Here is a 26,691-nt window from a genome sequence, read left to right on the forward strand (position 1 = left end):
AAACTTAAGGAAGGATACATGAAACAGTCATTACGTGGCTTACTCGCCGCTGCCCTTGTGGCATTTCTCGTTGCTGGCTGTGCGATGCAGTCGCCAAGCGTGGTAGACCGCGTGCCTGTTGAAGACCCAGGTCAATTACTCAACCAAGCGGAACAGCAGGCACCCGAACAAGCAGCTAAAACGCGCCTGGAAGCAGCCAACATTCTGGCGAGGCAGGGTGAGCGCGACAGAGCCTTTGAAACCGCCGACGGAATCGATGAAAGCCTGCTATCAGAGCCTGATCGTGTGCGCTGGGCGTTGCTATTTTCCGAACTTGCCCGCGCACTGGACGAACCACGCGCCGTGTTACGCGCCACACAAGTACTCGACGACGAACTACCAATGCAGGCTAGCCAGCAAGAGAGGCTTGCAGAGCGTCAGCGCTGGGCTCGTGAAGCGCTTGACCAACCTGGCGCGGTAACGGTCGCACTGCCTGAGCTTGAAGGTCAGGCAATACGCCGTATCGTGGTTGCACTGCCCGAATCTGGCCCACTTAGCAGCGTCGCTAACACCATCGCTACCGCCATGCGTCAGCACCATGATGTTAAAGGGGGCAATACCGAACTCAGCTTTCTCGACGCGTCGCGCTACTCACTTGATGAGCTCTATGACCGCGCCCAGCAAATGAACGCGCAACTAATGATTGGCCCATTAGATAAAAGCCAAGTCACCCAGCTAGAGCAACGCGATAGTGTTCCCCTTCCTACGCTGGCGCTCAACTATGGCAGTGGCGATAACAACCAAGCACAGCGGCTATTCCAGTACGGCCTCTCCGCTGAAGATGAAGCACGCCAAGCGGCTCGCCGTGCGTGGCAGGATGGCCACCGCCAAATGTCCATGATGGTGCCTGATAACGATTGGGGGCGCCGCGTAGGTGAAGCCTTTTGGAATGAGTGGCATAGCCAAGGCGGTGAAGTTGCCAACGCCGTACGCTATAACCCTGATAGCTCAGTCTCTAATGCGGTACAAACCGCTCTCAATGTCAGCGGCGAACGCGCCCGCCTAAACAATATTGACGCACTTTTCCTACTCGCGTTACCGGAATATGCGCGCCAAGTGCCGCCCACCATGGACTATTATTACGCCCCCGATCTGCCAATTTATGCCACATCGCATTTACATGAAGGCCGCTTGCAAACGCGCCTTGATCAAGATTTAAACGATGTCATGTTTATGGATATCCCCTGGCAAATCCCCGATGCTGCGGTTGGTGGTGAAGAAGCGCTTCCTTTTGCATCCACCTATCAGAGCCTACGCGATGAATCGGATGCGTCTATGTTCCGCCTAATGGCCATGGGTGTTGATGCTTACGAGCTGGCAATTCGCTTCTCAAATCTTAACGAGCTCAACGGCTTGAACGGCAGTACCGGCATGCTTTACTTAAACGACGACGGCCGCATTTACCGTGAGCTGCCTTGGGCAAAATTCCAAAACGGTGTTCCATCGCCTATTTTGATCCCTAACCGTAACGTCAGTGACGAATAACGCCCATACCGCTCGTGCCCGCGGCGCAGCCATTGAGCAGATAGCTGCTCAATGGCTGCGCCAACAGGGACTCACCCTCGTCACGCAAAATCATCACGTGAAAGGGGGTGAGCTTGACTTGGTAATGCGAGATGGCGATATTCTCGTCTTTGTCGAAGTTAAACATCGCACGACGACGCGCTATGGACATCCTCTAGAAACGGTCACCCACCAGAAACAGCAGCGATTGGTTCGTGCAGCTAGGTTATATATCGCTCGCGGTGGACTTTCATCGCCATCCCGCTTTGATATCCTGGCGATTACCGGCAAGCCCCCCGATCTTGAGTTTCACTGGGTGAAAGCTGCTTTTGATGCCTTTTGACTGTCTTTAAAAACGGTCTTTACACTTTAATTTAACCAGGAAGCCCTGATGGACTTTCAATCTCGGATACTCGGCCACTTTAACGCCAGCATCGACACTAAAACGTATGCCAGCGAAGTGCTTCCGCCCTTTATTGAAGTGGCAAGCCAAATGATGGTGCAGTGCCTTGTTAGCGAAGGAAAAATACTTAGCTGCGGCAATGGCGGCAGTGCAGGCGACAGCCAGCACTTCTCCTCTGAACTGCTCAACCGTTTCGAACGCGAACGGCCAAGCCTGCCTGCGTTAGCGCTTACCACCGACACATCCACGCTAACGTCTATCGCTAACGACTATAGCTATAATGAGGTATTTTCAAAGCAGATCCGGGCACTGGGCCAACCGGGAGACGTGCTGCTGGCTATCTCAACTAGCGGCAATTCAGGCAATATTGTGCAAGCTATCCAGGCGGCGCATGATCGTGATATGACCGTTGTCGCTCTTACCGGTCGCGATGGCGGCGATATGGCCTCGCTGCTAGGCCAGGATGATTGTGAAATCCGCGTTCCTGCCACCTCGACGGCGCGCATCCAAGAGGTTCATCTTTTGGTCATTCACTGCCTATGCGACCTTATCGACGAACAACTGTTTGGCAGCGCTTAAACACCAGCAGTCCTTGTTTATAGCGTTAACATAAACGGACTTTGATAAATTTTTAACAGCTAGCTAGCACCAAGGAGTCATACCGATGCCCCAGCACCTCTCCTCTCGCGGTTTTATCGCTGCTGCGCTTTGCGCGGTAATGTTTATCAGCGGCTGTGCCAATAACTCCGCTTCCAATCAGTCAAACTATGCCCAACGTAGCGACGACGTTGAAGCCATTGATGCCACCATAGAGCGTGAAGTTGACGACGCACTTGAGCGTGCCGATGCGCGACTCGGCGACGCTCGTATCCGCGCCCATGCCTATAACGGTGTGGTGCTATTGGTGGGACAAGTGCCTAGTGAAGAGTTACGCGCGATGGCGGGCGAAGTCACCAGCAGCTTACGCGGGGTCAATGAAGTTCATAACGAACTCACCATTGCCGCTCGCTTACCGGCCAGCCAGCGCCTGACGGACACATGGCTAACCACCAACGTCATCAGCCACCTGGCAACTAATGACCACATTGATTCCTCTAAACTAAAAGTGACTACAGAAAACGCCAGCGTTTACCTGATGGGTACCGTGACGCGCGCAGAAGCCGACCGCATCGTCAATGCAGCCTCCGCAGTTGGCGGCGTACAACGAATCGTCAAGGTGTTTGACTACATCGACTAATCTGTACGTACTTTTATTGCCAACTCGCATAAAAAAGCCTCGCTTGATAAAAGCGAGGCTTTTTAATCCACTCCACTGGCGTTATTTAACTCACGTTATTTAACAACCCGTAGCGTTGGTTTTTTCTTAGCTTTAGAAGCTTTATCAGAGGTTTCGGCTGAAGTTTTGGGATCGCCATGTTCATCATGAACTGGCTCAGTGACTGAAAGCTCAGGCTTACCAGAGGCTTTCTCGTCGTCCTCAATATCCCCAAAAGATTCGGCGTCTTCACCCAGCTCAGGCTCATGGCCAAAAACCATTCCAGCGCCATTTTCCCGGGCATAGATAGCAATCAAAGCCGACGTCGGAATCATCACCTGCATCGGCTGCCCACCAAAGCGGGCATTAAAGCCTATTGCCTGATTCTCCATAAAAAGATCGCGCACGGCAGTAGGTGCCACGTTCAAAACGATCTGGCCATTCTGAACAAACTGGCGAGGCACCTCGACGCCTGGCAAAGTAGCATCCACCACCAGATAAGGCGTTAGCTCATTATCCAGCAGCCACTCATAAAGCGCTCTGGCGAGATAGGGGCGACTCGATTTCATCTAGACTCCCTCCTCCTTACAAGTAAGGCTCCCTGCCTCTAACAAGCGAACGGGAGCCGAATGAATTCAAGCGCGCATCTCTTTTTCACGCTCACTTAAAGATGCCTTAAACGCTTCACGCTCAAATACACGTGACATATATGCCAGCAACGGCTTAACCTGCTTTTCAGGCAGTTCAATATTGAGATCCGGCAAACGCCACAACACAGGCGCCAAACAGCAATCCACTAGCGTAAACTCTTCGCTCATGAAATACGGCATATCTTCAAAAATTGGTGATATACCAATTAAGCTTTCGCGTAGCTCTTTACGCGCTTTATCCGCTTCTTTCTTTCCACCGCTGCGAATCTGATCAACCATTGGACACCACTCACGCTCAATGCGGTGCATCCATAGACGACTTTGCGCCCGAGCCACTGGGTAAACAGGCAATAACGGAGGATGCGGGAAACGCTCATCCAGATACTCCATCATGACTTTGGACTCATAAAGCACCAGGTCACGATCTAACAGTGTCGGTACACTGTTGTACGGATTGAGGTCTGCCAGCTCTTCTGGTGGTTTTTCGTCGAGAACATCGACGATATCAACGGCGACCCCCTTCTCGGCCAGCACAATGCGCACACGATGACTGAAATGATCATCACCACCTGAGTAAAAGATCATCGACGACCGCTTGGCCACAACACCCATGAAAGCATCCTCACTTCAAAACAATCTTGGATAATAACACGCCAGCACACCCTTAGGGGAAGCTAGCTTGCTTTGCTTTATTGTCAAGCTGACAAGAAAAAGGCGCACAGCTCACGCCGTGCGCCCTACTGACGATCAGCTACTACTAATTAGTGGATATCTCGCCAATACTCACGCTTGAGCAGGTAAGCAATCACACCAAAAATGAAAATAAAGATCAGCACCTTAGGCGCCAGTGCCTGGGCCTGGAGCTTGGAGGGCTCGCCTACATAAGCCAGGAAGTTAGTAAGATCATACACCGCTTCCTCAAACTCAGCAGGCTCGAGCTCACCAGGCTCTGTGACTTGCAGCACGTCACAAGACTGATACTTACCTGATAGCGCATCCGGCTCTTGCCCTTCTACCGGATGATCCGTTTCAGCGCACACCAGCTCTTGCACGCCCTGCAGAGGCTCCAACACGTTAGGCATTGCTACCAAATCGAATACCGTGTTGTTGACGCCGGTTGGACGGCTGGGATCTTTATAAAAACCGAGCAGATAGGAGTAGATCCAATCGGTTCCTCGCACACGTGTTTTCAGCGACAGATCAGGCGGCGGCGCACCAAACCAACCCTCTGCATCGCCACTGTCCATAGCAATGTGCATTTGATCGTTATAGGCCAACTCAGGTGAAAAAATCAGATTCTCTTCCACCAAATCCTGAGGCATCCCCAAGTCGTCAGCCGCACGGGCAAAACGCTGGTACTGAAGCGAGTGGCAACCCATGCAGTAGTTAACGTAGAGCTTCATGCCGTTTTGCAGCGAGGCTTGATCGTGAAGATCAGGCTCCATCGAATGAGGCACACTTGCACCCCCTGCAGCCATCGCGGTTACTGGCACTAAGGCGAAAAGGAGTCCTAATAGATGCTTTTTCATTAGCCAGTCACCCTTTCTGGAACGGGTTTAGTCTTCTCAAGCTTGGTGTAGACAGGCATCAAGACAAAGAAGGCGAAATAAATCACGGTGCATGTTTGCGCCAGAATGGTTCGCCCTGTCGTTGATGGCAACACACCTAAAACACCGAGAATAACGAAGCTGATGGCAAACAGCAGCAACATCACTTTCGACATCCAGCCTTTATAACGCATAGAGCGCACCGGACTACGATCCAACCAAGGCAGCACAAACAATATGGCAATCGCCGCGCCCATAAAGATAACGCCCAGGAACTTGGCGTCTAAGCCAAACACCGAGAAAGTTATAGCGCGAAGAATGGCGTAGAACGGCGTCATGTACCAAACGGGCGCAATGTAATCAGGTGTTTGCAGTGGGTTAGCCTGATCAAAGTTAGGCCGTTCAATGAAGTAACCTCCGCCTTCTGGGAAGTAGAACACCACCACACAGAAAACAAACAGGAATACCGCAACACCTACCAAGTCTTTAACCGTGTAGTAGGGATGGAAAGGAATCCCGTCCAACGGAACACCGGCCTCATCCTTCTTCTGCTTGATATCAATACCGTCGGGGTTATTTGAACCGACTTCATGCAGGGCAATGATATGCAGCACTACAAGCGCCAAAATAACGATGGGCAGGGCCACCACGTGCAGCGCAAAGAAACGGTTAAGGGTAATCCCTGAGATCAGGAAGTCACCGCGCACCCACTGCGCTAAATCAGGGCCAATAGCGGGAATGGCAGAGAATAGCGAAATGATAACCTGCGCGCCCCAATAGGACATTTGGCCCCAAGGAAGCAGGTAGCCCATAAAGGCTTCCGCCATTAGCACCAGGTAAATCGTCATGCCAAAGACCCACACTAACTCGCGGGGGGCTTTGTAAGAACCGTATAACAGGCCACGGAACATATGCAGGTAAACAACGAGGAAGAAAGCAGAGGCGCCGGTGGTGTGCATATAGCGAATCAACCAGCCCCACTCCACATCGCGCATGATGTATTCGACAGAATCGAACGCACCTTCAGCCGAGGGATTAAAGCTCATCGTCAGCCAAACCCCGGTTAGGATTTGGTTAACTAGCGCCAGCAGCGCTAACGAGCCAAAGAAGTACCAGAAGTTGAAGTTTTTTGGCGCGTAATATTTAGATAGATGCTCTTGCCACATTTGAGTCGCAGGAAAGCGATCATCTACCCACCGCATGACGCCCTTTTCCGCTTTGGCTTTATTCGGGTTACCCATTAGGCACTCTCCTCATCTTCGCCGATGACAATGATGTCGTCATTCTCAAAGCGGTAGGGTGGAACCTCGAGGTTAGTCGGCGCAGGAACGTTACTGAACACACGACCAGCTAAGTCAAAGCGAGAACCATGGCAAGGACAGAAGAAACCACCCGGCCAATTATCGACGCCTACGCCCTCTGCATCAGGCTCAGGGCGAAAAAGTGGCGAGCAACCTAAGTGCGTACAGATACCAATCAGCACCCCAATCTCAGGTCGAATCGACCGCAACCCACCATCAATGTACGCAGGTTGTTGCGGCACTTCCGAATCAGGATCAGCTAACTGGTCACTACCCAGCGATTCAGTGCGCTCAATCATCTCTGGTGTACGATTGATAATCCATATAGGACGACCACGCCACTCAACGGTCATACGCTGTCCTGGTTCAAGCCTCGATATATCCGCTTGAACAGGAGCACCCGCCGCTCTTGCCCTGGCACTAGGCTGCCAAGAAGCCACAAAGGGTACCGCAACCCCGACAGCACCTACCGCACCCACAACGGAGGTGGCGCCTACGAGGAAACGGCGTCGGCCTTTGTTTACGCCGTTATCTGCCATTTCAGGTTTCTCCCATCAGCTTACCCGCTTCGCCGCAAAGGCGTCTTGCGGCGACGAATATCAAATACGCTCTATGGTAAAAAAACAAAGCGCTATGCACAAGAACAACCGCCCGTGACCATAGTGGTACGAGCAATATAATTTTATGATATTTCAATAAAAAACGCCCAGGTCGATGACCTGGGCGTTTTGCCGCATAGCGTAAAGAATTAACGCTTAGAGAACTGCGGACGACGACGTGCTTTGCGCAGGCCGACTTTCTTACGTTCAACTTGACGTGCATCACGCGTTACGTAGCCAGCGGCACGTAGCGAAGGACGCAGGTCTTCATTGTAGTTCATCAGGGCACGTGTAATGCCGTGACGAATAGCACCTGCTTGAGATGAACCACCGCCGCCAGCGACAGTCACGAAGATGTCAAACTGACTTAGCGTTTCGGTCAACTCAAGCGGCTGACGAACAACCATACGACCAGTAACGCGACCAAAGTAAAGGTCTAGGTCTTGGTTATTGACAGTAATTTTGCCAGAGCCTGGCTTCATAAACACGCGAGCGGTGGAAGTCTTGCGGCGCCCGGTACCGTAATACTGCTGTGTCATGGCGAAGATTTCCTCAGATGTCTAGTTCAAGCGGCTGTTGGGCAGCATGCGGATGCTCGGCACCGGCGTACACTTTTAACTTAGTGTACATGGCGCGACCCAAAGGACCTTTCGGCAACATGCCTTTAACGGCAGACTCAATGATGCGCTCAGGCGCATGATCAAGCATCTTGTCGAATGTCATAGAGCGCAGACCGCCCGGGTAACCAGTGTGGCGGTAGTAGGTTTTAGCCTTCGCCTTGTTGCCGGTCACATGGACTTTCTCTGCGTTGATAACAACGATGTAGTCGCCAGTATCAACGTGAGGGGTAAATTCGGGCTTATGCTTGCCGCGTAGGCGACGAGCAATCTCGGTTGCCAGGCGACCGAGCGTTTTGTCCTTAGCGTCGACAACATACCAGTCGCGCTGGACGGACTGCGGCTTAGCACTGAACGTCTTCATGGATAAAATCACCAGATTAAATGTATTGGGTGACTCACACCGCTATACGGCGAAGCACCATCCCTATTCTTTTTGGTTGCCAGCTTACGCAAGCAACATGTAGCGAGGCGGCATTCTACAGTAAGGACAGCGACAAGTTAAGCCGTATCGTGACTTTTTTACTTGCCCGATAGACTCTTTGCCTTCTAGGGTTTATGCGCCAACGCCAAGTATTCTTTTGACTGCATTTCCTGTAGCCGGGAAAGCGTACGCTGGAACTCAAACGTCAGCTTGCCATCGCTGTAAAGTTGCTCAATCGGCACTTCTGCCGACATTAGCAGCTTCACACCGCGGTCATAAAATTCATCGACCATATTGATGAAACGTCGCGCCTGATCGTCTTTTTTGGCATCCATTCGCATTACATTGGAGACCAACACGGTGTGAAACTCACGGGCCAGCTCAATATAGTCATTTTGACTACGCGGACCGTCACACAACTCAAGAAATTCAAACCAAGCAATATCATCATGCAAACGGCGGGCTTTGAGCACACGATGGTTAATTTCTAGCGACGCATCTACTTCGCCCGCCTGCCCCGCTATTTCACGAAAGCTACGCGAAAGTTCATGCTCAGCCGCTTCTTCCAGCGGTGAGTGAAAAATAGCAGCCCGCTCAAGTGCGCGCAGACGATAATCAACGCCTGAATCGACGTTCACCACGCTGCAATGCCGGTTGACAAGCTCAATGGCAGGCAGAAAACGGGCCCGCTGCAGACCCTCTTTATACAGGTCATCAGGCACGATATTTGAGGTTGCCACCAGCACCACCCCGCGCTCAAAAAGCGCCTCCAGCAGGTTGGCAAGTATCATAGCATCGGTAATATCTTTGACGAAAAATTCATCAAAGCAAATCACACGCGCCTCAGTGGCAAATTTACCCGCTATCAGCGTGAGGGGATTTTTTTCACCCTTGTAGTGTGTCAGCTCATTATGGACGCGCTGCATAAAGCGATGGAAATGGGTACGCATTTTGTCAGGAAAAGGAAGGGATTCGTAAAACGTGTCCACTAAATAGGTTTTACCACGCCCTACCCCTCCCCAAAAATAGAGCCCTTTTACCTGAGGCAAGACCGGTTTATCGGCAGAAGAAGATTTTTTACCCATTAAGCCGGCCATTTTGGCTTTCAAGCCCTTATGGGCAATCAAGGTTTTTGGCACGGTCGTAGGTGCAGCTACAAGCTCATCATAAAGCCGCTGCAAATGTTTTACTGCTGATTCCTGCGCCGCATCATATTGAAAATCCTCACGCTCTAAATCCGCGCGGTAGCGCTCAATAGGCGATGCTGGGCGTGTTTTGGACATTGCCCTATCCGCAGATGTTGATGACATGCAATCGCCTCCCACAGCATGTAAGGCAGCAGCCAGCACAATGACTGGCAACCCTAAGAAGGCTGCGATTATACCCGTAGAGACGTCTAAGCGCATGAGTGGATTGACCCAACTGGCAGACTGACGCCTATAATGGCAGCCTGTTTAATTCAAAAGCTGCTGGCTAATGCAGTCTGCGGTTATATTCAAGGCGCCAGGGAGAACACTGTGGACGCAAGCTCACCATTAACCTTTGCCATTATCGGTTTTATCGTCGGCTTAATCGTTGGATTGGGCAGTTACCGCCTCTTCAGCAAAAGCCAGCGTGAGGCTGCTTCCATGCGTCAAAAGCTACTCGAACGCGAACATCAAATCGCTGAAATGAAGAACAGCGTGGGCAGCCATTTGACCGGGATCTATCAGCGACTCAGCAATATTCGCGATGAAGCCAACCAACTAGAACTTCAGCTAAAAGAGGACGCTGAGGAATGGGATATTCGCGATGCAGCGATTCAGCCAAGCCTTGATCTTTCTGGCATCAATTCCACCTCTGAACAGCAGGCACAGGCTGATACAGCGGCTCCCGCTACCCCGCGCGACTATGCCGACGGTAAAGGCGGCACGCTATCTGAGGATTTTGGCTTGAAAAGTAATGAGGTGGCAACGCCTCAACCACCTCGCTATTAAGTAACCAAACCACAGTAAGCTGCCCCGATTCTCGTCAACGATCTTTCGGGGCGCTTAATGTGTTAAGCAGGATTATCAATATCCACAAAGCGATGCTCAACATCATACTCATCGCTTAACCACTCACCCATGGCCTGGATTCCATAACGCTCGGTAGCGTGATGGCCAGCAGCGATGTAATGGATTCCCATTTCGCGCGCCAAGTGGGTGGTTCGCTCTGATATTTCACCCGACACGAAAACCTGCGCCCCCGCTTCAAAGGCTGCCGTAATCATGTCTTGCGCCCCACCGGTGCACCAGGCAATGCGCTCAATATCACCCACCTGCGGGGCTTCAATGACCAAAGGCTCACGCTGAAGGGTGTGCGCAACTTGCGCTGCGAGATCCTGTACAGAAAGTGGCTGCGCTAAACGTCCTGACCATAAAAGCCCTTCTCCTAGCTCGCCATCAATACACCCCTCCACTTTCCAGCCTAGGCGCCTGGCCAATTCGGCGTTATTGCCCATTTCGGCGTGAGCATCCAACGGTAGGTGGTACGCCAGCAGGCTGATATCGTTATCAAGCAGTGTTTTAATCCGCTTCTGCTTCATACCGGTGATCGCAACGGGTTCGTTTTTCCAGAAATAGCCATGATGGACCAACACCATATCCGCCTGCCAAGCAACGGCTTCGTCCAGCAAAGCCTGACAGGCTGTCACTCCCGTCATAACGCGTTTAACGTGCTCACTACCCGCCACTTGCAAACCATTAATCGTATAATCTTTAAACTGAGCAGCGCGCAGCTGATGGTCACAGGCTGCCACTAATTGGTCACGATGAATCATATTGCGTCCTTTTATTGATTTAACTGCACCCGTGAGGAACTTGCTAAGAAAGTGTTACCATTAAAACATTGTAAAACTCGCGGCTTTTTATCGCGAACAGTGAGACTGACTCGTTAAGGAATTTATTACATGCGACGCTATGTGCTGCCTTACCTATGGCCTGTTGTTACTGGCGTACTGCTCGCTGTGGTGATTCTGTTTGCGCTCCCCGAGCAACTTCCCAACCCATTTCGTGATTCACCGCCACAGGCGCCTCAATCTCCGGCCCCGGTGATCTCTACGGTCCCAGCGGCAGTGGAACCCAACCCTAATCGCCCAGCTCCAGAAATACACCAAGCTGCACCTCTATCCCGCAATAAGGGCCCGGTGAGCTATTCACGAGCAGTCGAACAAGCAGCGCCGGCCGTGGTTAACATTTATTCATCACGTATTGTGGAACGCGATCAGCACCCACTGATGTCGGACCCCTTCTTCCAGCAATTTTTTGATAGCCAGGGCGACGATGCGACGACTCACCAGCGGATGCTTTCCAGCCTAGGCTCTGGGGTTATTGTGAGTGAAGACGGCTACGTATTAACCAATCACCACGTTATCAATGGCGCCGACGAAATTCAGGTGGCGTTACGTGATGGGCGCGAAACGTTGGCCGAAGTGATTGGCACCGACCCTGAAAGTGATTTAGCCGTGCTGCGCATTAATTTGGACGACTTGCCGGTTATTGAACTGACCGATTCTGCCGATGTAGCAGTGGGCGACGTAGCGCTGGCCATTGGTAACCCTTTTGGGGTCGGCCAAACCGTCACCATGGGCATTATTAGCGCCACGGGGCGTAATCATCTAGGGCTCAACGCCTATGAAGATTTTATTCAGACAGATGCTGCGATCAATCCAGGCAATTCTGGCGGCGCGCTGGTCAACCCTAACGGTGCCATGGTGGGTATTAATACCGCCATTTTCTCACGTTCAGGTGGCTCCCAGGGTATTGGGTTTGCGATCCCCGCCAACCTTGCCCACAGCATCCTAGATGAACTGGTTACGCAAGGGCGTGTGATTCGTGGCTGGCTGGGTATAGAGGCACAAGCGCTGTCACGTGAGCTAGCGGCCTCCTTTGGGCTGCAAACACCTCAAGGCGTTATTGTTGCCGGTGTCGTCAGCGGCGGCCCGGCTGCGCTAGCAGGCCTAGAGCCTGGCGATGTACTACTCGCCGTGGACGGAGAGCCCATTCTGGATGCTCGCTCCACGATGAGCGAGATCGCCTCAATACCGCCCGGCACGTCGCTACCATTAACCATTGTGCGCAGCGGTGAGCGTATGGAAATGACACTGGAAGTAGGCGAACGCCCGCTTCCCGCTATTCCGATTAATGAAGAGGTGCCCGGCCAACGCGACTCATAGCGGTAACAGCTTGAGCGCGTTGACAAGGTGCTAGGGGGCATCAATCGCGAATACGGTACTCAGCTGAGCGGGCGTGGGCGGTTAATGACTCGCCCCGCGCCAATACCGAGGCAATTTTACCCAGCTCAGACGCACCGCCTGCCGAGCAGTGAATAATCGAAGAGCGCTTCTGGAAATCATAGACACCCAGCGGTGACGAAAAACGTGCCGTTCCAGAGGTAGGCAGCACGTGATTGGGGCCCGCGCAATAATCTCCCAGCGCTTCGGCAGTGTAACGTCCCATAAAGATCGCCCCGGCGTGACGAATATCGTCCAACCAAGTGCCTGGCTCAGCCACCGAAAGCTCCAGATGCTCAGGGGCGATCCGGTTAATTAGCGTAATCGCTTCTTGGGCGTCCTGACAGTGTACTAGCGCTCCACGTCGGCGCAGCGATTCACGCACAATCTCTTCGCGCTCTAAAGTCGGCAGCAGGCGCTCAATCGCGGCCTCAACGGCAGCTAAGTGCGCTTTATCCCAGCTCACCAAGATCGCCTGAGCATCTTCGTCGTGTTCGGCCTGGGAGAACAGATCCATTGCCAACCAATCAGGATCAGTCAGCCCATCGGACACCACCATGATTTCCGAAGGGCCGGCAATCATATCGATCCCCACCTGACCAAACACCGCGCGCTTAGCCGTGGCTACATAAATATTGCCTGGGCCCACTATCTTGTCGACGCGAGGCACTGTTTCTGTGCCATAAGCAAGCGCAGCCACCGCCTGAGCCCCACCAATTGTGAACACATAGTCGACCCCGGCCAGATGGGCCGCCGCCAGCACCAACTCATTGAGCACGCCATCCGGCGTAGGTACTACCATGACGATCTCACGTACACCGGCCACATGGGCAGGAATCGCATTCATCAGCACCGAAGAGGGGTAAGCCGCCTTTCCACCCGGCACATAGATACCGGCGCGATCCAGTGGTGAGACTTTCTGCCCCAGCACCGTGCCGTCAGCCTCTTCGTATTGCCAGGAGCTGGGCTTTTGGCGCTCGTGATACTGCTTAATGCGCTCGGCGGCACTGGATAGCGCCTCACGCTGTTCAGAAGGCAGGTGATCAAACGCCTGCTTCAACTGCTCAGGTGTGAGTTGCAATTCGTCCATTGAGCTAACAGAAAGCCGATCAAAGCGGTTGGTAGCTTCAATTACTGCGGCGTCGCCTCGCTGTTTAACACTGGCAAGAATTTCTTCTACGCGTGCCTGAACTGCTTTGTCTGACACCCCCTCCCAATCTAACAGCGCATCAAGCTGATGGTTAAAGTCTGCATCGCTTGTCGACAGGCGTGAAATGGTGGCATTACGTTGTTTGCTATTGGGTTCGCTCATGGGTCACCTCATGTCATTCGGCAAGCTGTGCCTGACGCTTTTTGACCGCGCTGTCTAGGCGAGCCAGTAACGGCTTAATCCGCTCATGCTTCATGGTCATGGCCGCCTTATTCACTACTAGTCGGGTGCTGATATGGGCGATTAGCTCACGCGGCTCCATACCATTCGCCCGCAATGTATTGCCGGTATCAACGATATCGACAATTTCGTCCGCTAGGTTCATCAGGGGCGCAAGCTCCATGGCGCCATAAAGCTTGATCACTTCGGCTTGAATGCCCTGCTCGGCGTAATAGCGACGGGCCACATTCACAAACTTAGTGGCTACCCGGCGCCGGGCACGCGCAGGCAACTGGCCAGTAACGCCCGCCGTCATCAACTTACAGCGAGCAATCTCCAAATCCAGCGGCTCGTATAACCCTTCAGCGCCGTGCTCAAGCAGTACATCTTTCCCAGCGATACCGACATCCGCGGCACCCAACTGAACGTAGGTGGGCACGTCGGTTGCGCGGATAATCACCAGCTTGACGTCTGGCAAGTTGGTGTCAAACAGCAGCTTACGGCTTTTGCTCAGATCCTCGACGGGCGTGATGCCCGCATCGGCCAGCAGTGGCAGCGTTTCTTCCAGAATGCGGCCCTTCGAGAGGGCTAAAATCAGTTGCTTACTCATCGTTTAGGCCAGTGGTTAATAGCATGCAGCGCCAGTAGCATGCAGAATTAGTAGCAAGCGAGTTTGGTCGCATAGTTTAGCCAGGAATACGGCGAATGCGCGCGCCTAGTAACTGCAATTTTTCTTCGATGCACTCGTAGCCACGGTCAATGTGATAGATACGATCGACCAGGGTTTCGCCTTCGGCCATCATCGCTGCAATCACCAGCGAAGCGGAAGCGCGTAGATCGGTCGCCATGACAGGCGCGCCGGAAAGCTTCTCGACTCCTTCTATTAATGCGGCATTACCTTCCAGCACTATATTGGCGCCCATGCGATTAAGCTCTTGAACGTGCATAAAGCGGTTCTCGAAGATCGTTTCGACCACTCGAGAGTGCCCCACGGCCACTGCGTTCATAGCTACGAACTGCGCCTGCATATCGGTTGGAAACGCAGGATATGGCGCCGTGCGAATATTCACCGCCTTTGGGCGTTTGCCGTGCATATCCAGAGCAATCCAATCGTCACCGCTGGTAATCTCAGCACCCGCCTCTTCCAACTTGGCGATGACCGCATCCAGGATATCCGCCCGGGTGCGCTTTACCTTCACTCGCCCACCTGTCATGGCAGCGGCTACCAGAAACGTGCCCGTTTCAATACGGTCGGGCATGACATCGTGTTCGCAGCCGTGAAGTTTCTCAACGCCCTCAATGGTAATAGTGTCAGTACCTTGGCCGCTGATTTTAGCGCCCATCTTGATCAAACACTCTGCCAAGTCGACGATTTCTGGCTCGCGGGCAGCGTTCTCTAGAACGGTTTTGCCATCGGCCAACGTCGCCGCCATCAATAGGTTTTCGGTACCGGTTACTGTCACGGTATCAAAGTAAATCGTCGCGCCTTTCAGGCGGCCATCGACCCGCGCACGGATGTAGCCCGCTTCAACGCGAATCTCAGCACCCATGGCCTCCAAACCACGAATGTGCAAATCCACCGGGCGCGAACCAATCGCGCAGCCACCTGGCAGCGACACATCGGCTTTACCGAAGTGGGCAAGCAGTGGCCCTAACACCAAGATGGAAGCACGCATCTTTTTAACCAGCTCATAAGGTGCGTGGCATTGGGTCACCTGAGAACCATCTAACTGGATACTCAGCTTCTCACCCATTACCGGCTCAACCCCCATACGACCAAGCAGCTCTAAGGTGGTGGTAATATCCTGCAGGTGCGGCAAATTACCAATCACTACGGGGCCGTCGGCCAACAGGCTGGCACACAAGATGGGTAACGCTGCATTTTTGGCACCGCTCACCCACACTTCACCGTCTACCGAACCATTGCCGGTAATGATTAATTTATCCATGGAGCGACCGTTACTGGACGTTTTCCGGTGCAGTTTGCCACTGCGCCGGAGTAAACGTTTTGATACTAATGGCGTGGAGCGCGCCAGAGGCGATCTCATCACTGAGAGCAGCGTAGACGAGCTGCTGACGTTTGACTGGAGAGAGACCTTCAAAGGCATCGCCAACCGCAATCACCTGAAAATTACAGCCTTCACCCTGAATATGGAACTGACATCCGTCTATACGGGATTCAAGCAGTGCTTTTACCTCGTTGGGTTGCATGGCGCAAAAAACTCCTTTGGGGTCGTCGATATTAATAAACGTAATTGGGTCGACATAATAAAGAAAAGCAACGCGCTTGGCGATGGCGTAGCTTTAAACAGCCAAGGTCGCTGATGGATGATCAATTAATGCATCCAGTTCGGCTAATGAGGCCAGTCGGCGTAGAGGGGCTGAAAAGCGGATAGCCTGAACCTGGATTTCACGCTGCCGACACGTGCGCAACCATTCAAACAGCACGCTGATGGCAGCACTGCTGGCTTTTTCAACGCGGCTAAAATCCAGTGTTAGTGAAGTTAACTCGGCTTGCTTGAGCCACGTAACGCCGCTGGCGGCCAAATCGGCCGCCAACGTCACATCCACATCACCGACTACCTGCAAGGTAGCGTCTTCAGCATCCACCGTGACACCGGGGCGTGAAAAAAGGGTTGTCACGCATCGCCCCCCTGCTCAAGCTCTTCAACACCCACCTCAGGCGACCAACCGTCGATGACAACATCATAATCGCGATTATTATCACGCATGGCTTGGTCGAACTGATTGCGGAACGTCAAGCCCAGGTTAATGCCATTTACGATCACATTGACCACCCGCCACTCGCCATTAGAAAGCCTTAAGCTATAGCTCACGGGATATACTTGCCCGTTATTCGCCACCACTTCCATCGCGACACTGGCTTGATCGTCATAGCGCTGTGCTTGCTGGGCATCCAGCACTCGCAGCTCGTCATAATCAAATGTCACCAGTCCACGGGTATAGGTATCAATCAATGTTTGACGAAACACATCGGCAAAACGGCTGCGCTGCTCTGGGGTGGCGTTACGGAAATAGTTACCCATCACACTGGCACCGATATAGCGAAAATCAGCCACTTGATCGAGATTTCTATCCACTAATGCCTCAAGCTCACCAAGATTATTAGCGTAATAATCTTTACGACCCTCAAGGTCTTCCATTAGTGATTCAACATTATCGCGAACCAATGCTTCAGGGGACTGGCTCTGTGCTAGGGCCTGTAACGGCACCACTAACCCCACCATGATCATACCCACCAGCAACCAACGACTTACCATCCCGTTTACTCCTTTCATAACCATTATCTCCCGACCCGTTAACGCACTGGGTTCGTGTCTCATTATTTGAAACATTAATTACTTGCCATGTTGGACACAAATTGCTGGATAAGTTCTTCCAACACCAGCGCCGACTGGGTATCACGAATCGTGTCACCCTCCTCCAACACCTCAGGGTCACCGCCTACGCTAAGGCCGATATACTGCTCACCTAATAAGCCAGCAGTAAGAATAGACGCTATCGTGTCTCTGGAGAGCTGGCCTTCCAGCTCGCTGTCCAGGCTTAGCACCACCCGTGCATCGAACCACTGCGTATCCAACTCAATAGATTCAACGCGCCCCACCGTCACCCCCGCCATAGTGACCCGGGCGCGAGGTTTTAAGCTGCCAATATTGGCAAAATTGGCCTCCAACTGAAACGACTGAGCGGGTGCGGAGAGTGTCAGTCCACTAACACGCAAGCCGAGGAATACAAGTCCCAAAATGCCAGCAATCATAAACAGGCCAACACCGAACTCCATGGTTTTACTGCGTCTCATGAAACTGCTCCACCCATTAAAGGCCGCCAAACATGACGGCAGTCAACACAAAATCAAGCCCCAGAACTGCAAGCGACGAATACACTACCGTGCGTGTGGTAGCACGAGAGATGCCTTCTGAGGTCGGCACCAGGTCGTAGCCCTGAAAGACAGCAATCCAGGTCACCACCAGCGCAAACACAGCGCTTTTGATCATGCCATTGCCAATATCACTGACAAAAGCCACATTGGCCTGCATGTTGCTCCAGTAGGAGCCCTCAAAAACACCCAACCACTCTACGCCCACCAAGTAGCCACCCCAGATACCCACCACACTAAAACCTACGGTTAGAATGGGTAGCGACACAAAGCCCGCCCATAGCCGCGGAGCGACCACCCGGCGCAGCGGATCAACACCGATCATCTCCATACTGGTGAGCTGCTCGGTGGCTTTCATCAAGCCAATCTCAGCAGTCAATGCCGAGCCCGCACGGCCAGCAAACAGCAGCGCGGCCACCACAGGCGCAAGCTCACGCAGCAATGACAGCGCCACCATCTGCCCAAGCGCCTGTTCAGCGCCGAAATCGACCAGAATGGTATAGCCCTGCAGTGCCAGCACCATGCCGATAAACAGCCCAGACACCAACACGATGGCGAGCGAAAGCACACCGACAAAATGCATCTGATGCAACCATAAGCGCCAACCCGCACGGGATGGCACACCGACAGCTGATTGGAAGAGAAACACCCCCGCACGGCCTAATGCTTCCATTAAATCGCACCCTCGACGCCCCAATCGGGTAATACGCGCGGTACCGTTAGAAAATTTTGACTGCATTTGTCCTTGCCCTGTATTTACCCTGCATTGAAGCCATTAGCCTGTCTTTGTCATCGGGGGCTCGCCCAAAATATCGCGATAAAACGCCTCAGCGGGATAGTGAAACGGCACTGGGCCATCGGGCTCGCCATGAATAAACTGGCTAACCCTGGGGTCTTGATTCGTATCTAAGGTTTGCGGCGTACCATGGGCAACCACCTGACCATCAGCAATTAAATAGAGATAGTCTGCAATGCTCAGAGTTTCTTTAATATCGTGAGATACCACCACAGAGGTGAGTTGCAGCGCTTGGTTAAGGCGCTTGATAAGCTGCACTAAAACGCCCATAGAGATGGGATCCTGACCAACGAAAGGTTCGTCATACAGGATCAACTCCGGATCCAGCGCCACGGCGCGAGCCAGTGCGACCCGACGCGCCATGCCTCCCGACAGTTCTGCGGGCGTCAAGTGACGCGCACCGCGCAGCCCGACCGCCTGAAGCTTAAGTAGCACTAGGTCGCGCACCATGGTATCGGGCAAATCAGTATGTACGCGTAACGGAAAGGCAACGTTTTCGAATACATCTAAATCGGAAAACAGCGCGCCACTTTGAAATAGCATTCCCATTCTCTTACGTAACGTAAATAGCGCCTTACGAGATAGCCGATGAACATCTTGCCCATCAATCACTATCCGCCCACGCTCAGGGGTCAACTGCCCGCCGATTAGCTTAAGCAGTGTGGTTTTACCAGTACCGCTTGGCCCCATAATCGCGGTTACTTTGCCGCGAGGAATCGTCATATTTATGCCGCGAAAAATCTCGTGATCGCCACGTGAAAAATGGAGGTCTTCAATTTCAATAAATGGAGCATCTATCATGGATCAGTTGACTCTTAACGAGGCGCACTTGGGTTAGCCATCATACCCTACTTGCGGCTATCGCGATTATAAAACAGTGTTTCTAAAACATTATCAAACATTGTACTATAACGCTACAAAACACGTCGGCACGCTTGAGTGTTTCTACTGGCCTACCCATTTATTGATAGCGAACCGGTAGCAGGCCGCCTTATCGTCAAAACGCACCCGGGCTAACGTCTCCAACTACTATCTCAACGACTGCCTATAAAGGGTGCCAAGATGTTATTCTTGGTGGTTACTACTTTTTATATGTTCAAGGATTAAGAGAAAACGCTATGCGCCAGCCTCTCGCTCCACCCAGCCTACTACGCGAAAGTGCATTGCGTACGCTGCAAATTGAGCAGGCAGCCATTGGCGGCCTTCAAGCCAAACTAGACGAAAGTTTTGACCGTGCCTGCGAGCTAATTCTCGCCTGCCAAGGCCGCGTGGTGGTGACCGGCATGGGCAAGTCGGGGCATATCGCTGGTAAGCTGGCGGCCACACTTGCCAGCACAGGCACACCAGCTTTTTTCGTTCACCCTGGTGAAGCCAGCCACGGCGATTTAGGCATGATCACCCGTTCCGATGTGGTATTGGCGCTGTCTAACTCGGGTGAAACCGCCGAAGTCACTGCGCTCTTACCGCTGCTTAAACGCCTGGGTACGCCGCTAGTCAGTATGACAGGCCGCCCCAACTCCACGCTGGCTAAACACGCTGATGCGCACCTGAACAGCGGCGTAGAGCGTGAGGCATGCCCGCTCGACCTGGCCCCCACCAGCTCCACCACGGCGGCGCTCGCCCTGGGCGACGCTCTGGCTGTGGCGCTGCTGGAAGCGCGCGGCTTTACCGCTGAAGATTTTGCCCTTTCCCACCCTGGTGGCAGCTTAGGCAAACGCTTGCTGCTGCGCGTTAGAGATCTTATGCACGACGGTGAGCGACTGCCCCAAGTCCCCCTGGGAAGCCCGCTGCGCGACGCGTTATTGGAAATCACCCGTCAAGGGCTAGGCTTTACCTGCGTGGTAGATAGCGATGGCCGCCTGGCCGGGGTATACACTGACGGTGACCTTCGACGCACGCTCGACCAGTTTCACAACCTGCGCGATGTCATCGTTGACGATGTAATGACCCGGCCGGGCAAGCGCATCGGCCCCGATATCCTGGCGGCGGAAGCGGTACGCATCATGGAAGAGAGCCGCATTACGGCGCTAGCAGTGGTTGATGAACAACAGCGTCCTATCGGGGCGCTACATATGCATGACCTGCTTGCCAGCGGCGTTATTTAAGACAGCGGCGTCATTCAGCAATATTACCGACCCGCTTTACGAATTTAATGATAAGGAGGTTCTATGACCTTACCTAATGCGCTACTTGATCGACTCCGCCGCGTGCGCCTATTAGCGTTGGATGTTGACGGCGTACTGACCGACGGCCGCCTCTACTTCCAGGCTGACGGTATCGAAATCAAAGCATTTCATACTCAGGATGGTCATGGGCTGAAGCTTCTCAAGCGAGTGGGTATACATGTAGCGCTGGTGACGGGCCGCGACTCTCCCATGGTGAGCCAGCGCGCCGCATCACTGGGCATCGACCTGGTCCATCAAGGCTGTGAAGACAAGCTTGCCATCCTGCGCGGGCTTTGCCAGCGTCTCGATATAGAGTTAGAGCAGGTGGCCTACTGTGGTGACGACCTACCTGACTTGGCCGCTATTAAGCGTTGCGGCGTCGGCATTACCGTCCCTAATGCGCCAGATTACATGCATACCCACGCCGACTGGACCACGGAACGTCTAGGTGGCCACGGTGCCGTCCGCGAAATCTGCGATACGCTGCTTGAAGCTCAAGGGCACTGGAGCGCGGTGCTCGACACCTACCTGCACGGCCGCAATTAAATGGTTAAACGCTTTAAAGTACGCATCTGGTTAGCCGGACTGGTGATTGCCTTAGGGGCTTTATTGGTATGGCTTGACCCCCGCGGGCCTCAAGACATTAGCATCGATCCCGACGCGCAGGCTCAAGAGCCAGGCCACGTACTGGAAAATGCTGAAATCACCCTGTTCGGCGATAACGGCAACGTTATGCAGTCGCTAAAAACGCCGCGGCTTATTCATACGCCGCAGCGAAGCGAAACCTGGACGGAAGAACCACAAGCGGTACTGTATGATAGTGAGAATCGTCAGTGGCTGGCTAGCGCCGAAGTAGGCACGCTCAACACTGTTACACAGGCCCTGCTGATGTCTGGCTCGGCCAGACTGATCGCCCCGGATGAAGGCTGGCAGCTTGATACCGAGCTATTGCATTATGATGGCCTTAATCAACATGCTTGGAGTGAAACACCGGTATTACTGCAGCAACCACCCCAGCAAATGAGCGCTTCACGTATGGACGCGTGGCTTAACACCAGCCAGGTCCGCCTAAATGATAATGTGCGCGGCACACACCCCCCGGCCACGCAACCTTAAGAGGAGCCGCCATGAAAGCCATTATTTATACAGCCCTTTTCTCCACCACTCTTTTTGCCCTCACGATGCCGTTATCGGCAATGGCCCAAACGTCACAACAAGCCCCTGTAGAAGTAGAAGCCGACCGCTTAGATCTGGACCAGCGGGCAGGCACCGCCGTTTACACCGGGGATGTAGATATTCGCCAAGGCGAAATGCAGTTGCGAGGCGAACGGGTAGAGATCGAACGCAACGAGGCTGGCGAACTATCGAAAGCGACATCCACCGGCGAACGCGCCTACCTGCGTCATCAAGTTGAAGGCCAAGATGGCCCCACTGAAGGCTGGGCGCGACGGATTATTTATCACGTCGCTGAGCGCCGCGTAGAGCTGATTGACCAAGCCGAGCTGATCCAGCTCGAGGATACGTTCACCGGCGGGCGCCTTGAGTATTTTATTGACCGTGAAGTGATTCAAGCACGCTCTGACGTTGACGGCAGCGAGCCCCAGCGCATACGTATGACCCTTCAGCCTGAACAATAGGGAGCCAAGCCTTGGCAACTACAGACACTGCGCCAATCAAAACCCTATATGCCCATCACTTGGCCAAAAGCTATAAGCGACGTCGAGTCGTAAAAGACATCAATTTAGAGATCTCCCAAGGCAGCATCGTGGGCTTACTGGGCCCTAACGGCGCGGGCAAAACCACCTCGTTTTATATGATTGTGGGGCTGGTGAAATCCGATGCTGGCAAAGTGGGTATCGACGATGTAGATCTAACCCGCGCGCCAATGCATGAACGCGCTGCGGCGGGTATCGGCTACCTTCCGCAAGAAGCGTCTATTTTTCGTAAATTATCGGTTGCCGATAATATTATGGCGATACTCGAAACACGCAAAGAACTCAGCCGTAGCGACCGCGAGCAGCGCCTGGAAGCGCTACTTGAAGATTTTCACATTACCCATATTCGCGACAACCTGGGCATGAGCCTTTCAGGCGGTGAACGCAGGCGTGTGGAGATTGCTCGCTCACTGGCGACAGAACCCGCATTCATTCTGCTGGACGAGCCCTTTGCTGGCGTAGACCCCATTTCGGTGGGCGAGATCAAAACCATTATTCGGGCATTAAAGCAGCGCCACATCGGCGTACTGATCACCGACCACAACGTTCGCGAAACCCTGGATATTTGTGATATCGCCTACATCGTGGGCGATGGTCAAATCATCGCCAGCGGCTCTCCAGCCTCGATACTCACTAACCAGAAAGTGAGGGAGGTTTATCTAGGCGCTGATTTCCGCCTCTAGCTTATTTTTCACTTCTAATTAGCGCTCTACAACAACTTTACTACCAATGGCATGCTTATTGCACTTGCACCGGAGACCTACTCACACTAGGGTGGAGCATTCTGATTAACGAGTGGTTCTCAGATGGTCATGAAAGCTTCTCTTCAACTGCGCATGGGCACACAGCTGACCATGACACCTCAGCTGCAGCAGGCCATTGCTCTGTTACAGCTATCAACGCTGGACTTACGTCAAGAAATTCAGCAGGCCCTAGATGCCAACCCCATGCTGGAACAAGAGGATGAATTTGGCGAACAGGCTGCCAGCGAGCCCAAAGAGGAAGAGTGGTCAGAGAGCATTCCCACCGAGCTCTCGGTAGATAGTGATTGGTCTGACACCTACCAAGATATAGGCAGTCACGGTGGCTCCAGCAGCGAAGGACCTGATTTTGAGCGCCAAGCGGCTGGCCAGAGTCTTCATGGGCACTTGCTGTGGCAGCTCGCCATGACTGATTTTGGCGCGCGAGAGCAACTTGTCGCAGAAAGTCTTATCGACGCGCTAGATGCTAATGGCTATTTAACTCAGCCGCTCAACGATATCCGTGAAGGGCTTCGCGCCCAAGGTGTCGATGGGCTTAGCCAGCGCGAAGTAGAAACTATTCTGCTTAAGCTTCAGCAATTTGAGCCAACAGGGATATTCGCCCGCGACCTGCGTGAGTGCCTGATGCTGCAGCTGGCCATTCTTCCCGAAGATACGCCGTTGCTGGTTCCTGCCCGCCGCTTAGTACGGCAGTTTCTGGAAGCACTAGGCAAAGATGACATGCGCTTACTTAAACGCCGTCTGGGACTCGATGATAACCAGCTGGCTGATGTCATTCTCCTCATTCGTAGCCTTGATCCACGCCCAGGCAGCGCCTATGGCGATACCGATGATAGTTATGTAACGCCCGACCTGGTCGTACGCCATGACCACGAAGGCTGGCACTTAGAGCTCAATCCTGAGGCATTGCCAAGGCTTCGCATTCAGCCCGACTACGCAAGCTTAATAAAGCGTGCGGATAAAAGTCAGGACAATCAGTTTTTAAAAGAACACCTGCAGGAAGCACGCTGGCTGATCAAGAGCCTCTCTAGCCGCAACGATACGCTACTGCGCGTTGGCCGCGAGATTATCACCCGGCAAATTGGCTTTTTAGAACACGGCGAAGAAGCCATGAAGCCGCTCATATTGGCCGATATCGCCGAGGCCGTGGAAATGCACGAATCGACTATTTCCCGGGTAACCACTCAGAAATTTATTCATACGCCTCGCGGCGTATTTGAACTCAAATACTTTTTCTCAAGCCAAGTCAGCGGCCAGGATGGTGACAGCCATTCAAGCACCGCTATCCGCGCTCGGCTGAAGAAATTGGTTCAAGAGGAGCCGCCAGGCAAGCCGCTTTCTGATAGCCGCTTAGTCACGCTATTAGGGGAGGGGGGAATTCAAGTAGCGCGTCGAACGGTGGCTAAATACCGTGAAGCCATGGGCATTCCCTCCTCTAGCGAGCGACGTCGTTTGCGCTAGCACAAATCAACGTTTTAGGGAAACTCTCGACAAGGGCTTTGCAACGCGGCAAAAAGGGTTACAATCGAAGTACAGTCCGATGGATAAGGAGTACGTCAATGCAAGTTAATATCACTGGTCATCACGTAGAACTGACTGACGCCTTGCGTGACTATGTCAACGAAAAGCTTGAACGTGTAGAGCGCCATTACGACAACATAACCACGGTGCAAGTCACCTTATCTGTGGAGAAAGAGCGCCAGCAGGCCGCCTGTACGCTGCACGCAGCAGGTGCTGATTTACATGCGGAAGCCCTAGACAGTGATATGTACGCCGCTATTGACGCATTAGCGGACAAAATTGATCGGCAACTCGTTAAACATAAGGAAAAAGCACAAGCTCGCGCCCAAGGCGCAGGCGTGCGTTAATTCAATGACGTTGGAAACCATACTCCCCCCGGAACGAGTTCTCTTTGACGTCCCCGGGGGCAGCAAAAAAAGGGTGCTGGAATTTTTCAGCACCTTTATCGCACAAAATACGCCCAGCCTGGACAGCCAAGAAGTGTTTAGCCGGTTAATCGGTCGAGAACGCTTAGGCAGCACCGGTATCGGCAATGGCGTGGCTATCCCACACGCACGCAGCCCGCACTGTTCGGCGCCTATCGCTGGTTTTTTAAAACTGTCAGAAGCGATTGATTTCGACGCCATTGATGGCGACCCAGTTGATCTGGTGTTTGTCCTACTTGTACCCGAAGAGGCAGACGACACGCACCTATCCCTACTCGGCCAGGTAGCGACCATCATGAATGATGCGGATACTCGCCACCAGCTGCGCAAGGCAGGCAGTCAGCGCGAGCTGCTTGAGCTTATTACCGCCAAAATGCGTGAGCATTCAACGTCCTAAGTCGTTAACGCCAATTTAAGTTGTGAAAGCCAACTAATGGTATTTTACACGCTAAGTTGATGCTTCGCCCACCACCCCCAATGCAGCTTGATCTAAGCAAAGCGAGACTCTATGCAACTGGTGATCATTAGCGGCCGCTCCGGGTCAGGTAAATCTATCGCCTTACAAGCGCTTGAAGATCTTGGCTACTATGCGATTGATAACCTCCCTGCCATGTTGCTGGGGTCGTTGGTGGACGAATTACGCGACCAGGGCGACCGCGCCCATTTGGCGGTCAGTATTGATGCCCGTAACTTGCCTGGCGCCCTGGCACGACTGCCCTCTTTATTAGAGGATTTGCGGCAACGTAAAATTGATTTTCAAGTGATCTATCTGACCACTGATGCGCGCATCCTACTTGAGCGTTACTCCGCAACACGGCGGCGGCACCCGCTGACGCGCGATAGCGAAATGACGCTTGAAGAGGCTATCAATAAAGAAGAAGAAACGCTGCTCGACATTCGTGATCTAGCCGATTTATTGATCGATACCTCGAGGCTATCAGTTCACGATTTGCGTCGTCGCATTACCGACCAAGTCGCCCATCAGCGGCGCGACAAGCTCACGCTGACGCTTGAGTCGTTTGGTTATAAGCGCGGTGTACCGTTGGATGCTGATTTGGTTTTCGACGTGCGCTGCCTGCCAAACCCATATTGGGACCCAACGCTACGCCAATTCACAGGCCGCGATGCGAACATAGTGGCCTTCTTAAGCGGTTATCCCATCGTAGACGCCATGACTAACGATATTCAGGCTTGGCTTGAGCGCTGGCTGCCCGCTTACCAAGATAGCCAGCGTAGCTACATGACTATCGCGATTGGCTGTACCGGTGGGCAACACCGCTCGGTCTATATGGTCGAACAGCTAGCAGAGCGATTAGTACACAGTATGGGCGAAATTCAATTACGTCATCGCGAGTTAGGCTTGCAGTACACATTAAATGAACAGCTAGCTGCTCCGCCCGCCAGCACATCCCAAACCGACGAGCAGCAAGCAACGTCTTAAGCGCTTCTAT

Annotated in this window: 33 protein-coding genes; 15 read left to right on the top strand and 18 right to left on the bottom strand. The window is 53.1% G+C overall.

Features of this window, described 5'->3' with window-relative positions:
- Positions 1-18 precede the first annotated feature (18 nt).
- From CXF87_RS07780 to CXF87_RS07795, 4 genes are all read left to right on the top strand, one after another.
- Positions 19-1,524 (top strand): penicillin-binding protein activator, encoded by a 1,506-nt coding sequence (locus tag CXF87_RS07780; RefSeq protein ID WP_101146230.1) that lies wholly within the window; start codon positions 19-21, stop codon positions 1,522-1,524.
- Entirely contained in the window at positions 1,514-1,885 is a 372-nt protein-coding gene (locus CXF87_RS07785; RefSeq protein WP_101146231.1) for a YraN family protein, read from the top strand. The genes CXF87_RS07780 and CXF87_RS07785 overlap by 11 nt, the downstream gene beginning before the upstream one ends.
- A gap of 48 nt (positions 1,886-1,933) precedes the next feature.
- A complete protein-coding gene (locus CXF87_RS07790; RefSeq protein WP_008958676.1) occupies positions 1,934-2,524 on the top strand; it encodes a phosphoheptose isomerase in 591 nt (196 codons plus the stop codon).
- An 85-nt stretch (positions 2,525-2,609) separates the two neighbouring features.
- Positions 2,610-3,182 (top strand): BON domain-containing protein, encoded by a 573-nt coding sequence (locus tag CXF87_RS07795; protein ID WP_101146232.1) that lies wholly within the window; start codon positions 2,610-2,612, stop codon positions 3,180-3,182.
- Between the two features lie 95 nt (positions 3,183-3,277).
- Here the strand turns inward: CXF87_RS07795 and CXF87_RS07800 are convergent, their stop codons facing one another.
- The 8 genes from CXF87_RS07800 to zapE all read right to left on the bottom strand — a co-directional run bounded on the left by CXF87_RS07800 (position 3,278) and on the right by zapE (position 9,648).
- Positions 3,278-3,769 carry a ClpXP protease specificity-enhancing factor gene (locus CXF87_RS07800; protein ID WP_101146233.1) on the bottom strand — a complete coding sequence of 164 codons (492 nt, stop codon included), beginning with the start codon at positions 3,767-3,769 and terminating at the stop codon, positions 3,278-3,280.
- Positions 3,770-3,835: 66 nt separating this feature from the next.
- Positions 3,836-4,462, bottom strand: coding sequence for a stringent starvation protein SspA (gene sspA, locus CXF87_RS07805; RefSeq protein ID WP_008958673.1), 627 nt, complete (start codon positions 4,460-4,462; stop codon positions 3,836-3,838).
- A 149-nt stretch (positions 4,463-4,611) separates the two neighbouring features.
- Positions 4,612-5,379 carry a cytochrome c1 gene (locus CXF87_RS07810; protein WP_008958672.1) on the bottom strand — a complete coding sequence of 256 codons (768 nt, stop codon included), beginning with the start codon at positions 5,377-5,379 and terminating at the stop codon, positions 4,612-4,614.
- Positions 5,379-6,638 carry a cytochrome b gene (locus CXF87_RS07815; protein ID WP_101146234.1) on the bottom strand — a complete coding sequence of 420 codons (1,260 nt, stop codon included), beginning with the start codon at positions 6,636-6,638 and terminating at the stop codon, positions 5,379-5,381. Before CXF87_RS07815 ends, CXF87_RS07810 begins: the two co-directional genes overlap by 1 nt.
- On the bottom strand, positions 6,638-7,237 hold the full coding sequence (gene petA, locus CXF87_RS07820) for a ubiquinol-cytochrome c reductase iron-sulfur subunit (RefSeq protein ID WP_008958670.1): 600 nt from the start codon (positions 7,235-7,237) through the stop codon (positions 6,638-6,640). Before petA ends, CXF87_RS07815 begins: the two co-directional genes overlap by 1 nt.
- Before the next feature lie 209 nt (positions 7,238-7,446).
- On the bottom strand, positions 7,447-7,836 hold the full coding sequence (gene rpsI / locus CXF87_RS07825) for a 30S ribosomal protein S9 (RefSeq protein WP_008958669.1): 390 nt from the start codon (positions 7,834-7,836) through the stop codon (positions 7,447-7,449).
- Positions 7,837-7,849: 13 nt separating this feature from the next.
- Entirely contained in the window at positions 7,850-8,278 is a 429-nt protein-coding gene (gene rplM, locus CXF87_RS07830; RefSeq protein WP_008958668.1) for a 50S ribosomal protein L13, read from the bottom strand.
- A 185-nt stretch (positions 8,279-8,463) separates the two neighbouring features.
- Positions 8,464-9,648, bottom strand: coding sequence for a cell division protein ZapE (zapE, locus tag CXF87_RS07835; RefSeq protein ID WP_101146235.1), 1,185 nt, complete (start codon positions 9,646-9,648; stop codon positions 8,464-8,466).
- 207 nt (positions 9,649-9,855) lie between these two features.
- Between zapE and CXF87_RS07840 the strand changes: the two genes are divergently transcribed.
- Positions 9,856-10,314, top strand: coding sequence for a ZapG family protein (locus CXF87_RS07840; RefSeq protein WP_035587068.1), 459 nt, complete (start codon positions 9,856-9,858; stop codon positions 10,312-10,314).
- A 62-nt stretch (positions 10,315-10,376) separates the two neighbouring features.
- Here CXF87_RS07840 and CXF87_RS07845 read toward each other — a convergent pair whose 3' ends face one another.
- Positions 10,377-11,138, bottom strand: a complete 762-nt coding sequence (locus CXF87_RS07845) for a Nif3-like dinuclear metal center hexameric protein (RefSeq protein WP_008958665.1) — start codon at positions 11,136-11,138, stop codon at positions 10,377-10,379.
- A gap of 129 nt (positions 11,139-11,267) precedes the next feature.
- On the opposite strand from CXF87_RS07845, the gene CXF87_RS07850 reads away from it, so the two are divergent.
- Positions 11,268-12,533, top strand: coding sequence for a Do family serine endopeptidase (locus CXF87_RS07850; RefSeq protein WP_101146236.1), 1,266 nt, complete (start codon positions 11,268-11,270; stop codon positions 12,531-12,533).
- A gap of 40 nt (positions 12,534-12,573) precedes the next feature.
- Here the strand turns inward: CXF87_RS07850 and hisD are convergent, their stop codons facing one another.
- The 9 genes from hisD to CXF87_RS07895 all read right to left on the bottom strand — a co-directional run bounded on the left by hisD (position 12,574) and on the right by CXF87_RS07895 (position 19,454).
- The gene (hisD, locus tag CXF87_RS07855; protein ID WP_101146237.1) at positions 12,574-13,902 is read right to left on the bottom strand and encodes a histidinol dehydrogenase; all 1,329 of its coding nucleotides are present in this window, start codon (positions 13,900-13,902) and stop codon (positions 12,574-12,576) included.
- A gap of 13 nt (positions 13,903-13,915) precedes the next feature.
- Positions 13,916-14,569, bottom strand: a complete 654-nt coding sequence (hisG, locus tag CXF87_RS07860) for an ATP phosphoribosyltransferase (RefSeq protein ID WP_008958662.1) — start codon at positions 14,567-14,569, stop codon at positions 13,916-13,918.
- Between the two features lie 76 nt (positions 14,570-14,645).
- Entirely contained in the window at positions 14,646-15,908 is a 1,263-nt protein-coding gene (gene murA / locus CXF87_RS07865; RefSeq protein WP_101146238.1) for a UDP-N-acetylglucosamine 1-carboxyvinyltransferase, read from the bottom strand.
- Between the two features lie 10 nt (positions 15,909-15,918).
- Positions 15,919-16,170, bottom strand: coding sequence for a BolA family protein (locus CXF87_RS07870; protein ID WP_007114696.1), 252 nt, complete (start codon positions 16,168-16,170; stop codon positions 15,919-15,921).
- A 93-nt stretch (positions 16,171-16,263) separates the two neighbouring features.
- Entirely contained in the window at positions 16,264-16,602 is a 339-nt protein-coding gene (locus CXF87_RS07875; RefSeq protein WP_008958660.1) for an STAS domain-containing protein, read from the bottom strand.
- On the bottom strand, positions 16,599-17,240 hold the full coding sequence (locus tag CXF87_RS07880) for an MlaC/ttg2D family ABC transporter substrate-binding protein (protein ID WP_008958659.1): 642 nt from the start codon (positions 17,238-17,240) through the stop codon (positions 16,599-16,601). Before CXF87_RS07880 ends, CXF87_RS07875 begins: the two co-directional genes overlap by 4 nt.
- Before the next feature lie 74 nt (positions 17,241-17,314).
- Positions 17,315-17,779: an outer membrane lipid asymmetry maintenance protein MlaD gene (gene mlaD, locus CXF87_RS07885; protein ID WP_008958658.1), complete on the bottom strand. Its 465-nt coding sequence runs from the start codon at positions 17,777-17,779 to the stop codon at positions 17,315-17,317.
- 16 nt (positions 17,780-17,795) lie between these two features.
- Positions 17,796-18,596, bottom strand: coding sequence for a lipid asymmetry maintenance ABC transporter permease subunit MlaE (gene mlaE / locus CXF87_RS07890; protein WP_035587056.1), 801 nt, complete (start codon positions 18,594-18,596; stop codon positions 17,796-17,798).
- A gap of 36 nt (positions 18,597-18,632) precedes the next feature.
- Positions 18,633-19,454: an ABC transporter ATP-binding protein gene (locus CXF87_RS07895; RefSeq protein ID WP_101146239.1), complete on the bottom strand. Its 822-nt coding sequence runs from the start codon at positions 19,452-19,454 to the stop codon at positions 18,633-18,635.
- Positions 19,455-19,771: 317 nt separating this feature from the next.
- Between CXF87_RS07895 and CXF87_RS07900 the strand changes: the two genes are divergently transcribed.
- The 9 genes from CXF87_RS07900 (at position 19,772) to rapZ (ending at position 26,681) form a co-directional block, all read left to right on the top strand.
- On the top strand, positions 19,772-20,758 hold the full coding sequence (locus tag CXF87_RS07900) for a KpsF/GutQ family sugar-phosphate isomerase (protein WP_101146240.1): 987 nt from the start codon (positions 19,772-19,774) through the stop codon (positions 20,756-20,758).
- Between the two features lie 63 nt (positions 20,759-20,821).
- Entirely contained in the window at positions 20,822-21,364 is a 543-nt protein-coding gene (locus tag CXF87_RS07905; protein WP_008958654.1) for a KdsC family phosphatase, read from the top strand.
- Positions 21,365-21,934 (top strand): LPS export ABC transporter periplasmic protein LptC, encoded by a 570-nt coding sequence (gene lptC / locus CXF87_RS07910; protein ID WP_008958653.1) that lies wholly within the window; start codon positions 21,365-21,367, stop codon positions 21,932-21,934.
- A gap of 11 nt (positions 21,935-21,945) precedes the next feature.
- Positions 21,946-22,455 (top strand): lipopolysaccharide transport periplasmic protein LptA, encoded by a 510-nt coding sequence (gene lptA, locus CXF87_RS07915; RefSeq protein WP_008958652.1) that lies wholly within the window; start codon positions 21,946-21,948, stop codon positions 22,453-22,455.
- An 11-nt stretch (positions 22,456-22,466) separates the two neighbouring features.
- Positions 22,467-23,216 (top strand): LPS export ABC transporter ATP-binding protein, encoded by a 750-nt coding sequence (gene lptB, locus CXF87_RS07920; protein WP_008958651.1) that lies wholly within the window; start codon positions 22,467-22,469, stop codon positions 23,214-23,216.
- 123 nt (positions 23,217-23,339) lie between these two features.
- Positions 23,340-24,755: an RNA polymerase factor sigma-54 gene (locus CXF87_RS07925; RefSeq protein WP_101146241.1), complete on the top strand. Its 1,416-nt coding sequence runs from the start codon at positions 23,340-23,342 to the stop codon at positions 24,753-24,755.
- A gap of 98 nt (positions 24,756-24,853) precedes the next feature.
- The gene (gene hpf / locus CXF87_RS07930) at positions 24,854-25,162 is read left to right on the top strand and encodes a ribosome hibernation-promoting factor, HPF/YfiA family (protein ID WP_007114683.1); all 309 of its coding nucleotides are present in this window, start codon (positions 24,854-24,856) and stop codon (positions 25,160-25,162) included.
- A gap of 4 nt (positions 25,163-25,166) precedes the next feature.
- The gene (locus CXF87_RS07935) at positions 25,167-25,637 is read left to right on the top strand and encodes a PTS sugar transporter subunit IIA (RefSeq protein ID WP_101146242.1); all 471 of its coding nucleotides are present in this window, start codon (positions 25,167-25,169) and stop codon (positions 25,635-25,637) included.
- A 111-nt stretch (positions 25,638-25,748) separates the two neighbouring features.
- Positions 25,749-26,681 carry an RNase adapter RapZ gene (gene rapZ / locus CXF87_RS07940; protein ID WP_008958648.1) on the top strand — a complete coding sequence of 311 codons (933 nt, stop codon included), beginning with the start codon at positions 25,749-25,751 and terminating at the stop codon, positions 26,679-26,681.
- Positions 26,682-26,691 lie beyond the last annotated feature (10 nt).

Origin of the sequence: Halomonas sp. MES3-P3E (genome assembly GCF_002836035.1) — a bacterium.
Lineage (GTDB): Bacteria > Pseudomonadota > Gammaproteobacteria > Pseudomonadales > Halomonadaceae > Vreelandella > Vreelandella arctica.